This is a genomic window from Paracoccus laeviglucosivorans (genome assembly GCF_900182695.1).
Lineage (GTDB): Bacteria > Pseudomonadota > Alphaproteobacteria > Rhodobacterales > Rhodobacteraceae > Paracoccus > Paracoccus laeviglucosivorans.
The window spans coordinates 160,366-174,065 of record NZ_FXTK01000004.1; the positions used below are offsets into that span (position 1 = coordinate 160,366).

Annotated in this window: 14 protein-coding genes; 5 read left to right on the forward strand and 9 right to left on the reverse strand. The window is 65.5% G+C overall.

From position 1 onward, the window contains the following. Nucleotides 1–44 precede the first annotated feature (44 nt). From FN835_RS06350 to FN835_RS06360, 3 genes are all read right to left on the reverse strand, one after another. Nucleotides 45–425 (reverse strand): DUF1801 domain-containing protein, encoded by a 381-nt coding sequence (locus FN835_RS06350; protein ID WP_142662368.1) that lies wholly within the window; start codon nt 423–425, stop codon nt 45–47. Between the two features lie 63 nt (nt 426–488). Beyond that, nucleotides 489–2,312, reverse strand: coding sequence for an ABC-F family ATP-binding cassette domain-containing protein (locus tag FN835_RS06355; protein WP_142662369.1), 1,824 nt, complete (start codon nt 2,310–2,312; stop codon nt 489–491). A gap of 42 nt (nt 2,313–2,354) precedes the next feature. Beyond that, the gene (locus FN835_RS06360; RefSeq protein ID WP_142662370.1) at nt 2,355–3,323 is read right to left on the reverse strand and encodes a serine hydrolase domain-containing protein; all 969 of its coding nucleotides are present in this window, start codon (nt 3,321–3,323) and stop codon (nt 2,355–2,357) included. 133 nt (nt 3,324–3,456) lie between these two features. On the opposite strand from FN835_RS06360, the gene FN835_RS06365 reads away from it, so the two are divergent. The 4 genes from FN835_RS06365 to recR all read left to right on the forward strand — a co-directional run bounded on the left by FN835_RS06365 (nt 3,457) and on the right by recR (nt 6,532). After that, nucleotides 3,457–3,747, forward strand: a complete 291-nt coding sequence (locus FN835_RS06365) for a DUF2218 domain-containing protein (RefSeq protein ID WP_142662371.1) — start codon at nt 3,457–3,459, stop codon at nt 3,745–3,747. A gap of 61 nt (nt 3,748–3,808) precedes the next feature. Next, the gene (locus FN835_RS06370; protein WP_142662372.1) at nt 3,809–5,584 is read left to right on the forward strand and encodes a DNA polymerase III subunit gamma/tau; all 1,776 of its coding nucleotides are present in this window, start codon (nt 3,809–3,811) and stop codon (nt 5,582–5,584) included. A 3-nt stretch (nt 5,585–5,587) separates the two neighbouring features. After that, nucleotides 5,588–5,932 carry a YbaB/EbfC family nucleoid-associated protein gene (locus tag FN835_RS06375; RefSeq protein WP_142662373.1) on the forward strand — a complete coding sequence of 115 codons (345 nt, stop codon included), beginning with the start codon at nt 5,588–5,590 and terminating at the stop codon, nt 5,930–5,932. Then, on the forward strand, nt 5,933–6,532 hold the full coding sequence (recR, locus tag FN835_RS06380; protein WP_142662374.1) for a recombination mediator RecR: 600 nt from the start codon (nt 5,933–5,935) through the stop codon (nt 6,530–6,532). It abuts the gene before it with no gap. 87 nt (nt 6,533–6,619) lie between these two features. Here recR and FN835_RS06385 read toward each other — a convergent pair whose 3' ends face one another. The 4 genes from FN835_RS06385 to FN835_RS06400 all read right to left on the reverse strand — a co-directional run bounded on the left by FN835_RS06385 (nt 6,620) and on the right by FN835_RS06400 (nt 10,882). After that, nucleotides 6,620–7,066 carry an Hsp20 family protein gene (locus FN835_RS06385; protein ID WP_142662375.1) on the reverse strand — a complete coding sequence of 149 codons (447 nt, stop codon included), beginning with the start codon at nt 7,064–7,066 and terminating at the stop codon, nt 6,620–6,622. Between the two features lie 90 nt (nt 7,067–7,156). Then, nucleotides 7,157–8,437, reverse strand: a complete 1,281-nt coding sequence (glcF, locus tag FN835_RS06390; RefSeq protein ID WP_142662376.1) for a glycolate oxidase subunit GlcF — start codon at nt 8,435–8,437, stop codon at nt 7,157–7,159. Further along, nucleotides 8,407–9,447 (reverse strand): FAD-binding protein, encoded by a 1,041-nt coding sequence (locus FN835_RS06395; RefSeq protein WP_142662377.1) that lies wholly within the window; start codon nt 9,445–9,447, stop codon nt 8,407–8,409. The genes glcF and FN835_RS06395 overlap by 31 nt, the downstream gene beginning before the upstream one ends. Then, complete coding sequence (locus tag FN835_RS06400) at nt 9,437–10,882, reverse strand: FAD-linked oxidase C-terminal domain-containing protein (RefSeq protein ID WP_142662378.1); 1,446 nt, start codon at nt 10,880–10,882, stop codon at nt 9,437–9,439. The genes FN835_RS06395 and FN835_RS06400 overlap by 11 nt, the downstream gene beginning before the upstream one ends. Nucleotides 10,883–11,000: 118 nt before the next feature. Between FN835_RS06400 and FN835_RS06405 the strand changes: the two genes are divergently transcribed. Further along, nucleotides 11,001–11,702 (forward strand): DUF599 domain-containing protein, encoded by a 702-nt coding sequence (locus FN835_RS06405; protein WP_142662379.1) that lies wholly within the window; start codon nt 11,001–11,003, stop codon nt 11,700–11,702. Here FN835_RS06405 and FN835_RS06410 read toward each other — a convergent pair. Both FN835_RS06410 and FN835_RS06415 read right to left on the reverse strand, forming a co-directional pair. Continuing rightward, nucleotides 11,664–12,866: an MFS transporter gene (locus FN835_RS06410; RefSeq protein WP_142662380.1), complete on the reverse strand. Its 1,203-nt coding sequence runs from the start codon at nt 12,864–12,866 to the stop codon at nt 11,664–11,666. The two genes, FN835_RS06405 and FN835_RS06410, sit on opposite strands and share 39 nt — an antisense overlap. Before the next feature lie 171 nt (nt 12,867–13,037). After that, the gene (locus tag FN835_RS06415) at nt 13,038–13,694 is read right to left on the reverse strand and encodes a glutathione S-transferase family protein (RefSeq protein WP_142662381.1); all 657 of its coding nucleotides are present in this window, start codon (nt 13,692–13,694) and stop codon (nt 13,038–13,040) included. Nucleotides 13,695–13,700: the final 6 nt, after the last annotated feature.

A 13,700-nucleotide genomic window follows, 5' to 3' on the forward strand; every position in this document is an offset into this window, starting at 1 on the left:
GCAAGCCGTCAGCCGCTTTGCATGGATTGAAAGTAAAGCCCGCCTTACTTCCGCTTTTTCGCCCGGTTCAGCGCCACCGCCTCGGCAATCAGTGCGGCAAAGGCTTTCTCATCCACCGCGTCGCCTTGGAACAGGTCGATGGCACGCCGGGCATTGCCGTCAAGGCTGGCGTTGAACAGCCCCGCCGGGTCGGGCAGCGACGCACCCTTGGCGAAGGTCAGCTTGATCTTGTCCTTGTAGCTTTCGCCCGTGCAGATGATGCCGTGGTCGGACCAGACAGGCGTTCCGCGCCATTTGACCTCCTCGACCGCATCAGGGGCCGCTTTCAGGATCAGGGCGCGCATATGGGCAAGCGTATCAGCGCGCCAATCGCCCAGGCTGGCGATCTTCGCGTCGATCAGCTCGGATGCTTTCGGTTCTTCCATGGCCGTTCCTCATGCGCTGGTGGGCATAGCCTATGCGCCAAGACGGCCTTGGTCGAGGCCCTGTCAGGCCCCGTCCTTTTCGGCCAGTTCCAGCCATTCTTCCTCGGCCGCGGCAAGCGCAGTCTGGCGTTCGGTCAGCCCTTCTGTCGCCTTGGCGAATTTCGCAGGCGCGGCGCTGAACAGGTTCGGCTGGGCCAGGAATTCCTCAAGCTTGGCGATCTCGGCCTGCAAGCGGTCCATGACGCCGGGGAGCGATTCCAGCCGCTTCTTTTCGGTAAAGCTCAGGCCCGATTTTGCGGGCGTGGCGACCGGCGCGGACACCGGCTTGGCAGAGGGCTTGGCATCGACCGAGGCGCCGACGGCGAAGACCGCCCCCGTCTCCTCGCGCTGCGCACGGTAGTCGGACCAACCGCCGGGATAGATCACGGCGCGACCGTCCCCTTCCATCGCCACGGTGGTCGTCGCCACGCGGTCGATGAAGTCACGGTCGTGGCTGACCAGCAGCACCGTGCCGTCATACTCGCCCAGAATATCCTGCAAAAGGTCCAGCGTTTCCACGTCCAGATCGTTGGTCGGTTCGTCCAGCACCAGCACGTTCGACGGATGCGCCATGATCCGCGCCAGCAAAAGCCGCGCTTTTTCACCGCCCGACAGGCTGCCTACGGGCGCGCGGGCCTGCGCCTCGTCGAACAGGAAGTCTTTCAGGTAAGCCACGACATGCTTGGGATTGCCACGCACCATCACCTGATCGGACCGACCCGACACGCGCATCGACGGATCGCCGGTCAGCGCGTCCCACAGGCTGACCTTTTCGTCGATGGCCGAACGCGCCTGATCGAATACCGCGATGTCCAGATTGGTGCCGTGCTTCACCTCACCCGTATCCGGGGCGATTTCGCCGGTCAGCATCTTGATGACTGTGGTTTTGCCCGCGCCGTTCGGCCCGACAAAGGCCACGCGGTCGCCGCGCAGCACGCGCAGATCAAAGGGTTGCAGAATGGTGCGGTCGCCAAAGACCTTGCTGATCCCCTTGGCGTCGATCACCCGCTTGCCCGAGGTCTGGCCAGACTCCAGCTCTAGCATCGCCGTGCCCTGACGCCGGATCTGGCTGCTGCGTTCGGCGCGCAGATCGGCCAGCGCACGGACGCGGCCCTGATTGCGCTTGCGCCGGGCGCTGATGCCTTCGACGGCCCATTTGGCCTCGGCCTTGATCTTGCGGTCCAGCTTGTGGCGCGCCTCGTCCTCGGCGGCCCAGGTGGTTTCGCGCCAATCCTCGAAATGCTCAAAACCGCGTTCCTGACGGCGCACGTCGCCCCGGTCGATCCACAGGGTCGCGCGGGTCAGCGCGCGCAAGAAAGCGCGGTCGTGCGAAATCAGCACGAAGCCGGCGCGCGTGGTGGAAAGCTGTTCCTCAAGCCAGCCGATGGCTTCGATGTCCAGATGGTTGGTCGGCTCGTCCAGCAGCATCAGTTCGGGCGCTTCGGCCAGCAGACGGGCCAAGGCGGCGCGGCGACGTTCCCCGCCCGAGGCGGTGGCGACGATGCGGTCGGGGTCGAATTTCAGCCCTTCGGCCGCCATTTCGACGCGGTAGCCTTCGCTGTCATCAAGGCTTGCGCGGGCGAAATCGCCCAGCGTGGCGAAACCGGACAGATCCGGCTCTTGCTCCATATAGCCGACCTTGACGCCGGCGGGGGTGATGACCTGTCCTGCGTCAGGTTCGACCAGCCCGGCCATGACCTTCATCAGCGTGGATTTCCCCGAGCCGTTGCGGCCCACAAGGGCGACCCGGTCGCCCTGTTGGACGGTCAGGCTTAGCCCGTCGAAAACGGGGTTGCCGCCGAAGGTCAGCGAAATATCGGTAAGTTGCAAAAGGGGTGCGCGTGCCATGACGCGCAGATATGCTGCACTTGCGCCATGGTCAACGGGTCGTCACAGCCCTTGCACCAGTTCCCCGGCCAGCGCGTGCAGCGTTTCGCGATAACCCGATCGCGCCGAAGGCAGATCCGGGTCCGATGTCATGGCGATGGCCACCGGATTCTGGCCCGGAAAGACATAGATCATCTGCCCGCCATAGCCCCAGCCATAGCGCACCGGGCGGCCGCCGATCCGGCTGATGAACCAGCCATAGCCATATTCCTCGCCGTTGAAGAACGACCGCGTGCGGGGGCGCCAGCTTGCCGCGATCCAGTCGCGGGGGATGACGCCCTGCCCCTCGGCTGCATAGGCGGCACCGAAGGCCAGCAGGCTGCGTGTGGACATGGCCATCTGGTTGCCGCCCAGATAGATGCCCTGCGGGTCACGCTCCCATGCGGTGATCTGAAATCCCGGCAGCGCCAGCCATTCCCGCGCCAAAGCCAGCGTGGATTTGCCGCCAACCTTGGTCAGCATGGCCGACACCAGATGGGTCGAGGCGGTGGAGTATAGCATCCGCCCGCCCGGATCGGTTTCGAACGGCACATCCAGCGCGGCACGGACCCAATTGCGGCTGCTGACCCAGCGCCCGTAATTCGGCCCGGATTGCCGCTGCAATCCGGCCTGCATCGACAGCAGATGGCCCAGCGTCAGGTCCGCCATGCGCGGGTCGGGATTTGCGGGCAGATCGTCGCGCAGCACCTCGGCCACGCGCTGATCGGGGCCGGTGAAAAGCCCCCTGGCAATCGCGATCCCCGCCAAGGCCGAAACGATGCTTTTCGATGCGGATTTGATATTCGTGGCCCGGTCCGGGGTAAAGCCGCCATATCCCCGCGCCGCGATCTCGCGCCCCTGCCAGATGGCGATGGCGCGAAGCTGCGGCAGACGGGCTGCATCCGACAAGGCGGTATCCGTCGCCGCGCGGGCAAAGCGCGGGGCGGCGAAAGGCAGGGCGGCAAGGCCCGCAAGGATTGAACGACGCTGCATCTGGTTTATATGGTGGACAGGTGGCGACGGGTTAGCGACATTCACGGCTTCGTGACACGCAAACCTATGTATCTGCCCGATTTCCTGCCAGCCCCATGCCAGCCGGGAAGCAACAATGCGCAAGGAATGACCAATGACCCTGACCACGACCCGCTGCGATGTCGCGACCACCCATGGCAGCCGTTACCTGCAACAATTAGCCAAGCACTGGGCGCATAAGTTCGAGGTCAGCTACGACGCGCAACAGGCCCGCATTGGGATGCCCGACGACCGCGTGATCGAACTGACCGCCGGGGCGGACATGCTGGCGATCCGCCTGACTGCACCCACGGATGCGATGGCGCATCTGCAAAAGGTTACCGACAGCCACATCGCCCGCTTCGCCTTTCGCGAAGAACTGATCTTTGACTGGCAGGCGGCCTAGATCGGCGGTTGTCGGCTCCGCCCCCTGCGGCTAATCTGCGCGCCAGCAACAAGGCCGGGACATGACCGACAGCGACAAGACCTATCAAGTGCTGGCGCGGAAATACCGCCCCGAGACCTTTGCCGATCTGGTCGGGCAGGATGCGATGGTGCGGACGTTGAAGAACGCCTTTGCCGCCGACCGCATCGCGCAGGCCTTCATCATGACGGGCATTCGTGGCACGGGCAAAACCACCACCGCCCGCATCATCGCCAAGGGTCTTAACTGCATCGGCCCCGACGGCGCGGGCGGCCCCACGACGGAACCCTGCGGTGTCTGCGAACATTGCGTGGCGATTTCCGAAGGCCGCCATGTCGATGTCATGGAGATGGACGCCGCATCCCGCACCGGCGTGAACGACATCCGTGAGATCATTGAATCGGTCCACTACCGGGCGGCCTCGGCCCGCTACAAGATCTACATCATCGACGAAGTTCACATGCTGTCCACCAGCGCCTTCAACGCGCTGCTGAAGACCCTTGAGGAACCGCCGCCGCATGTGAAGTTCATCTTTGCCACCACCGAGATCCGCAAGGTGCCGGTGACGGTCCTGTCGCGCTGCCAGCGTTTCGACCTGCGCCGGATCGAGCCCGAGGTGATGATCGCACTTTTGCGCAAGATCGCCGAGCGTGAGGGGGCGCAGATCACCGATGACGCGCTGGCGCTGGTCACGCGCGCCGCCGAAGGCTCGGCCCGCGACGCGACCAGCCTGCTGGATCAGGCGATCAGCCATGGCGCGGGCGAAACCACCGCGCCGCAGGTCCGCGCCATGCTGGGTCTGGCGGATCGCGGGCGCGTGCTGGACCTGTTCGACATGATCCTGCGCGGCGCTGCGGCGCAGGCGCTTGCAGAACTGCAGGCGCAATATGCCGATGGCGCCGACCCCATGGCCGTGCTGCGCGATCTGGCCGAGATCACGCATTGGATCAGCATCGTCAAAATCACCCCCGAGGCGCTGGACGATCCCACCATCGGCCCCGATGAACGCGCCCGTGGACAGGACATATCCGAACGCATCCCCATGCGTGCCCTGACGCGGCTGTGGCAGATGCTGCTGAAATCGCTTGAGGAAGTGGGCGCAGCGCCGAACGCCATGATGGCCGCCGAAATGGCAATCATCCGGCTGACCCATGTGGCCGACCTGCCCGACCCCGAAGCGCTGATCCGCAAGGTCCAGGCCTCGGTCGCGGCGGGCGAGTTCAGCCAACGCGCAGCCCCCGCCGCCACCCAACGCGATGCCCCCCGCGCGGCTGCCCCACGCGCGCCCATCGCCATGCAGCCCAATGGCAGCGCAGCGGCGATTGCGGTGTCACCCGACGCGCTGGCCGCCTATCCCGATTTCGCCGCAGTGATCGAACTGATCCGGCGCATGCGCGACATGAAGCTGCTTCTGGATGTCGAAGACCATCTGCGTCTGGTCCGCTACGCGCCGGGCCGGATCGAATTCAACCCGACCGACAATGCCCCCCGCGATTTCGCCCAACGTCTGGCCGAACGGCTGCGCGGCTGGACCGGCGGGCAACGCTGGGCGGTGGTCGTCGTCTCCGAACCCGGCCAGCCCACAGTGACCGAACAGCGCCTTGCGCGCGAAGCGGCCGTGCGCGCCCGCGTCATGGACAATCCGGCGGTGCAGGCGATCTTCGCGGCCTTTCCGGCGGCGAAAATCACCAAAATCCGCCCCGTTCCTGCCCCCTTGGCGGTTGAAAAGCCTGCGGGCGAGGATACATCCCCGCATGACCTGACCGAAGGCCCCGTGGCCGAGGTCGAGGAATGGGACCCCTTCGAGGACGAGGAATAGACGATGTTCAAAGGATTGGGCGGCTTCGGCGATCTGTCGAAAATGATGGAAACCGCACAGCAGATGCAAACCAAAATGGCCGAGATGCAGGACGGTCTGGCCAAACTGACCGTCACTGGCGAATCCGGCGCGGGTCTGGTCAAGGCCACCGCAACCGCCAAGGGCGAGCTGACGGCGCTGGACATCGACCCGTCGATCTTCGTCGCCTCGGAAAAGGAAGTGGTCGAGGATCTGATCCTTGCCGCGATCAAGGACGCGCAGCGCCGCGCGACAGACAAGGCGCAGGAAGAAATGGCCCGCCTCTCGCGCGAATTGGGCCTGCCCGCCGATATGAAGATGCCATTCTGAATGGCCGCCTCCGGCGATGAGATCGAGACGCTGATCGCCACCATGGCGCGACTGCCGGGCCTTGGCCCGCGCTCAGCCCGCCGGGTAGTGCTGCACCTGATCCGCCGCCGGACCGGACAAATGGCCCAACTTGCCAGCCTGATGGCCAGCGTCGCGGAAAACGCCCGCGAATGTCTGGTCTGCGGCAATGTCACCGGCAGCGACATCTGCCCGATCTGCACAGACCCCGCCCGCGCCACCGGTGAAATCTGCGTCGTGACCGAGGTGGCCGATCTTTGGGCGCTGGAACGCGGCCGGGCCTTCCGGGGCCGCTACCATGTCCTGGGCGGCAGCCTGTCCGCGCTGGACGAAATCGGCCCCGATGATCTGCGTATCCCGCAACTCCTCGAACGCCTCAGTGACGAACGCATCACCGAGGTAATCCTCGCGCTTTCCGCCACCGTCGAGGGCCAGACCACCGCCCATTACATCGCAGAAGCGCTGGCACCCAGCGGCGTCGCCGTCACCGGCCTTGCCCAAGGCGTGCCCATCGGCGGCGAACTCGACTATCTCGACGACGGCACCATCACCGCAGCCCTGCGCGCGCGGCGCAAACTATAAAGGACGCCGCAACCGGCGCCCTTTTCGACTTCTCTGTTCTGAAAATACCTCGGGGGTGCGGGGGCAGCGCCCCCGCGACGCCAGCGATCAGGCGTCCAGTTTCTCGACCGATTTCACCGATTTGGCGATCTCGACGCGGCGCGGCTTCAGCGCCTCGGGGATCTCGCGCAACAGGTCGATGTTCAGCATCCCGTCCACATGGCTCGCGCCATCGACGCGGACGTGATCGGCCAAAGTAAACCGACGCTCAAAGGCGCGGGTGGCGATGCCGCGATGCAGGAAGGTCCGGCCCTCATCCTCGGGCGCCTTGCGGCCCGACACGATGACGGCGCCGTCACGCACTTCGACATTCAGGTCATCGGCACCAAAGCCCGCCACGGCGATCGAGATGCGATAGGCATTCTCGCCGGTCTTTTCGATATTATAGGGGGGATAGCTGGCAATATCGGCGCTCAGCGCGCGGTCCATGACATCGGCCATACGGTCGAAGCCGACCGAAGCACGATACAGCGGGGTCAAATCAAAATTACGCATGTTCGCATCCTTTTGCAAAGCGATACAAAGGCTTGCCCCCCTGCAGCGGGCGGGCAGGTCCATCGGCGCCCTTGGGCCCTCCGACACCGCTTAGTTGGGAATGCCGCCCACCGCTTTCAAGGCCGGGGGCTGCGGACCACCCGTCGCCCAGTCCAGCAACTCGACGGTATGGACCACCGGCACGCCGGTTCCCGCGCCGATCTGCATCATGCAGCCGATATTGCCCGCCGCGATCACCTGCGGCCCCACTGCCTCCAGCGCGGCAACCTTGCGGCGCTTCAATTCGCCCGACAGTTCGGGTTGCAGCAGGTTGTATGTCCCGGCCGATCCGCAGCACAGATGGGGGTTCTCCGGCTCGAGCACCGTAAAGCCAGCCCGCGTCAGTAGCGATTTCGGTGTGGTCTTGATCTGCTGCCCATGTTGCAGCGAACAGGCCGAGTGATAGGCCACACGCAGCGCCTGCCCCGTGCCTTCGGGCAGTCCGTGCTGATCCAGAAACTCGGTCACATCGCGGGCCAGCCCGGCCACGCGGGCGGCATCGGCATCGCCGGGAAAGATTTTGCCGTAATCCTTGATCGTGGTCCCACAACCCGATGTGTTGATGATGATCGCATCCAGCGGCCCCGCGTCCAGAAACGCCCGGATCGTGGCGCGTGCGGAATGATGCGCGTCATCTTCGCGCCCCATGTGATGGGTCAGCGCCCCGCAGCAGCCAAAGGATTGCGGCACCACCACCTCGCAACCCGCCCGTTGCAGCAGACGGATGGTGGCGGCGTTGATGTCGGTGTTCAGCGCCCGCTGCGCACATCCGGGCATCAGCGCCACCCGCGCCCGCTTTGCCCCGATGGGGGCATGCACCCCGTCCTCTCGCACAGGCTTCGGCAGGGATTTCGGCGCCATCTCCAGCATCGCGCGCAGCCGCGCGTCGGGCATCAGCCCCGCGAAAGGCCGCGCCAGCTTCGCGCCCCACAGCGCCAGCCGGAAACGCCCCTGATACGGCAGCACCCGCGCCAGCATCCAGCGCAATGCCCGGTCGCGCCACGGGCGGCGATAGGTCTTTTCCACATGCAACCGCGCATGGTCGATCAAATGCATGTAATCCACGCCCGAGGGGCAGGTCGTCATGCAGGACAGGCAACCAAGACAGCGATCCAGATGCTTGACGGTCTTTTCATCCGCATCCCGGCCGTTTTCCAGCATGTCCTTGATCAGGTAAATCCGCCCGCGCGGGCTGTCCAATTCATCGCCCAGAACCTGATAGGTCGGGCAGGTCGCGGTGCAAAACCCGCAATGCACGCAGGCACGCAGGATCTTGTTCGACCTTGCGGTCAGCGGGTCTTTCAGCTGCTCAGGCGAGAAGTTTGTCTGCATGTTCCGTCGCTGGCAAAGATGGCGCGCGGGTCGAACCGCTCGCGAAGGCTGGCGTTCAGGCGCGAAACCACCGGGTTCGGCGCGGGGATGGTCAGGGGCGCATCGCCCGTGACGCGGCTGGCATGGCCCGACCATGCGGGCAGGTTTGGGGTTTCCCCCGCAGGCAGCGCCACCCAGATCAGCGCGCCGCCCCAATCCATCGCGATTGGCTGCGGCAGGGCGGCCAGCAGGCGCGGCGCCTCGGACGGGCGGCAGATGATGCGCCACAGATCGCCCGATGCCGCGCGCGGCACTGTGGCCCAATCGGCTTGGGTCACTTCCGCCCCCAGCTTTTCGGCCAGGGCCTTGCTGCGGATGGCGACCGAGCCTTCCAGCCCCTCGATCCGCACCAACGCGCCCTGCCCCGGCAGCCAAGCGGCGCCGGAAATGTCGTATGGTCCGGTCAGCGCCTGCGTCAGCACCGCGACCGCATCCGTCGCCGTCCCCGGCACGGCCAGCGTGGCGGTGACCGGCGGTTTCGGCGCGGTTTTCAACGCCACCTCGGTCAGCACGCCCAGTTGCCCGCGCGATCCGGCCATCAGCTTCACAAGATCATAGCCGGTGACGTTCTTCATCACGCGGCCGCCATTGGCGATGACCTCGCCCTGCCCATCGACAAAGCGCACGCCCAGCAGCGCGTCCCGACACGCCCCCACCTGCACCCGGCGCGCGCCCGAGGCATTGGCCGCAACCACCCCGCCGATGGTCGATCCTTCGCGCTCATCGGGTTCAAAGGCCAGCATCTGCCCTTCGGCAGCCAGCGCGGCCTGCAATTCGGCCAATGGCGTGCCCGCGCGCGCCACCACCGTCAGCGCGGCGGGTTCATACAGCGTGATGCCCGACAACCCGCTGACATCCAGCGGGGCCACGCCTTCGCCCGGTCGCAGCCGGGTGCCGCCACCGATGGGCGACAAGGTGGCGCGGGACGTGCGGATGATCTCGGCCAGTTCAGCCTCGGTCTCAGGCCGCATTGCGCAGCCCCTCGCGACGCGGGGCCGAAACGGCCAGCGGGAACACCTTGGCCGCGTTCAGCAGCCATTGCGGGTCGAACACGTCCTTGACCTGCATCTGCGCCTCAAGATCGGCCTGCGAGAACTGGGTCAGCATCAGCTCACGCTTTTCGACGCCGACGCCATGCTCGCCGGTCAGGCAACCGCCGACCTGAACGCACAGCTTCAGGATTTCCGCGCCCAAGGCCTCGCACCGTTCCAGATCGCCGGGGGTGTTGGCGTTATACAAGATCAGCGGGTGCATATTGCCGTCGCCCGCATGGAAGACATTGGCCACGTCCAGCCCGTATTCGCCCGACAGCCGCGCGATGCCCGCCAGAACCTGCGGCAGCGTCGAGACCGGGATCGTGCCGTCCAGACACATGTAATCGTTGATCTGGCCCATCGCGCCAAAGGCCGATTTGCGGCCCAGCCAGATACGGCGGGATTCATCCTCGGATCGGCTTTCGCGGAACTCGACCGGGGCGAACCCGTCGGCAATACCCCGGATCAGCGCCAGTTGTTCGTCGATTTCCGGGGGCGAGCCCTCGACCTCGATGATCAACAGCGCCTCGCAATCGGGGTAACCTGCGCCGGCGAATTCCTCGGTCGCGCGGATGCAGGGGCGGTCCATGAATTCGATGGCGACGGGCAGGACGCCCGCGCGGATGATCGCGGCGACGCAGGCCCCGGCGGTTTCGGAAGCGTCAAAGCCCACCAGCACGGGCCGCGCGCCCACGGGTTTGGGCAGGATGCGCAAGGTCGCCTCGGTCACGATGCCAAGCTGACCTTCGGACCCGCAGATAACGCCCAGCAGGTCAAGGCCGGGGGCTTCGCCCATCGGGCCGCCCAGTTCGACCACGCTGCCATCCATCAGGACCACGGTGACGCCCAGCAGATTGTTCGTCGTCACGCCGTATTTCAGGCAATGCGCCCCGCCCGAGTTCATGCCGATATTGCCGCCGATCGCACAGGCCAACTGGCTTGAGGGATCGGGCGCATAAAAGAACCCCGCCCCCTCGACAGCACCGGATACCGACAGGTTCGTGCGCCCCGCCTGCACCCGGATGAAACGGTCCGCCAGATCGGTTTCCAGAACCGCGTTCATACGCGCCAGCCCCACCACGACCGCATCTGCCGTAGGCATGGACCCGCCCGCAAGACTGGTCCCGGCGCCACGCGGCACTACCGGCACGCGTTCGTCGTGACAGATGCGCAGGATCGCCGCGACTTCCTCGGTGGTGCGGGGCAGCACCACGGCCAGGGGAGGGCAGCGATAGGCCGAAAGAGCATCGCATTCATAGGCGCGGGTTTCCATCGGATCGTCGATCACCGCGCCAGGCACCGCATGGGCCAGCCGGGCCGCAATCGCCGCGCGACGCGCGATAACCCCTTGATCGGGCGCGGGCATCTGCATTACAGCATCCCCCCTGCTGGTGCCATTTTGCATCCTCCCCGAAACAAGCTGACCTTACTTGGATAGCCCCCGCGCGGGACGCTGGCAACCTTTCTGCGTCACAGCTAAAATCAACGGCATGAACACGATATTTGCCCTGCCCGGTTCCTTTACCACTGCCGACATGCTGGCGGTGGTCTGGCTGTTTCTAAGCTGGTTCGTCATCGGCTGGGTGATCGAACATCCGCCCAAGGACTGGCCATCCGTCTCGATCCTGATGAAAGAACATCGGCGCGAATGGATGCGGCAATTCGTGACACGATCACCGCGAATCTTCGACGCGAATATCCTGACCACCCTACGCGAGGGCACGGCATTCTTTGCCTCGGCCTGTCTGATCGCGATCGGGGGCGGGCTGGCGCTGATCGGCAAGACGGATCAGCTTGCGGGCGTCGCGCGGCAATTCGACATGGACCACATCCCGGCGCTGATGTGGGAAATCAAGATCGTCGTCGTGCTGTTCTTCGTGGCGAATGCGCTGCTGCGGTTCATCTGGTCACACCGGCTGTTCGGCTATTGCGCGATCCTGATGGGCGCGGTGCCCAATGACATCACCGACCCGATGGCCGTCCCCAAGGCGCTGCAAGCCGCCGAGATCAATATCACGGCGGCCAAAAGCTTCAATTCGGGGCTGCGCTGCGTCTATTTCGCGCTGGGTGCGCTGGGATGGCTGGCGGGGCCGCTTTGGCTGTTCATCGCCACCACCGCCGTCGTCGGCATGAATATCCGGCGGGAATTCGGCTCAGGCTCGCGCAGGGCGATCCTGCACCGGCTGAACTGAGCCAGAGGCGCGGGCCTGCCACCAGCACAGCGCCAGTGCCAGCAGACCGGCAAACGACAGCGCCACGCCGACCAACCCCGAGGAACGCCAGCCCCAGCCTGCCGCCAGCGCCATGCCCGCAAGCCAAGGGCCAAGCGCGTTCGCGGCGTTAAAGGCGGCGTGGTTCATCGCGGCAGCCATTGACTGCGCCTCTCCGGCGACGTCCATCAGGCGGGTCTGCAAGGGCACGACCATGCCCGACCCCAGCCCCAGCAGGAAGGATGATACGATCATGATGGCCCAGTCGCCCACCGCGTAGGAGGCAAAGGCCTGCGTCGCCGCCATGAACAGGATCAGCACCAGCGCGGACGGGAAATTGCCCATGCGAATCGCCAGACGGGCGGACAGGATGCTGCCCAGCGTGCCGCCCACGCCGAACGCGGCCAGCAGCACGGTCAGCGCCCATGCGGGCGGCGTCGTCGTGGCCAGCATCGCGGCAGAGAGGAACGAATAGACCGCGAACAACCCGCCAAAGCCCACCGTTCCCACCAGCAGCGTCAGCAACACGGCAGGGTTCCCCAGGGCACGCAGCTCGGCCATGGGGCGGGCATTCGGATTGGCGCCCACGCGCGGCGCAATGCGCAGGATCAGCCACCCCGCCAGCAGCGCCAAGACGCCCGGCAGCGCAAAACCCCAGCGCCAGCCAAGCGTCTGCCCCAGCGCACCCGCAATCGGCACGCCGACGATATTGGCGATGGTCAGCCCCAGCAGCACCTGCGTCACGCCCTTGGCCCGCTGTTCGCGGGGCATGGCGTCGGCGGCAAACAGCATCGCCACGCCCAGATAGCCGCCATGCGGCAGACCGGCCAGAAAGCGCGTGATGACCAATGTGCCGTAACCCGGCAGGACCGCCGCGGCCAGGTTCATCACCCCGAAGATCGCGATCAGCGCCGCAAGGTAACGGCGGCGCGGCAGCTTGGCCCCAAGGATCGACGTGATCGGCGCACCGACCACCACGCCCAACGCATAGGCGCTGACCACGTGACCAGCCTGCGGATCGGTCAGCAGCAGGTCATCGCGATACCAGGGCAGCAGCCCCATCGCGGCAAATTCCGAGGTGCCGATGGCGAATGCGCCAAGGCCGAGCGCCAGAATGGCAAGCTTGAGATTGGGCTGGTGCGACATGCTTCAGCTTTCGGTCGATCTGGGGTGGAATGGGGTATGTTCGCGATAACAGATCGTGCGAATTTCCACCAGTCGCAAGCAGGAGAAGTGCAGCCATGCGCCCAGCGCAAGGCTTATGTCATTTCGATACGTGATGCGCCTTTGCAAACAGTTGCTTGGACGCCCGGACCATCAGGCAGGAAGTTCGTAGAAATCCCGCTGATAAAGCAGCGTCGTGCCGGGTCGCGGCAAAGCGCGCTGAAAAGCCGGTCGCGCGGCGCAGCGGTCGCGATAGGCGGCCAAGGCCGGGCGGTCGTCAAAACGCACGAAACGGCTGGCGATCCAGACCGAGAAGCCGACCTGACAATCCACGCCGGAAAATTCGTTCATCAGCCAGTCATTCCCCTCAAGCCATTGCTCGACAAGGTTCAGTGCCCGCGACAGCCGCGCGGTTTCCAGCTTCATCACCGTGGGCGAACGCTGCCAGTCCTCGCGCAGGAAGACATGCGCCTGCGTCAGGTTCGCGACATGCTGGGCCAGCGTTTCGCCGTAATGCAGCCAGTCCAGCCACGCCAGCCGCCCCGGACTGCCCGGCGCACGCCACAGATGCGGCGCCCGCGTTTCGCACAGCCATTCGGTCATGGCACCGGATTCGTGAACCGTGACGTCTCCGTCGCGCAAGGCGGGCACGCGCCCCACCGGATGGATCACATCATAGGGCGGCCGCCGCATCGAGCCGTCGGTCATATCCATCTCGACCAGCTCATAATCGCAGCCGATTTCCTCAAGCAGCCACAGAATCCGCATTGAGCGTGATTGCGGCACGTGCCAAAGCGTCAGGTCAGCCATTTCCCT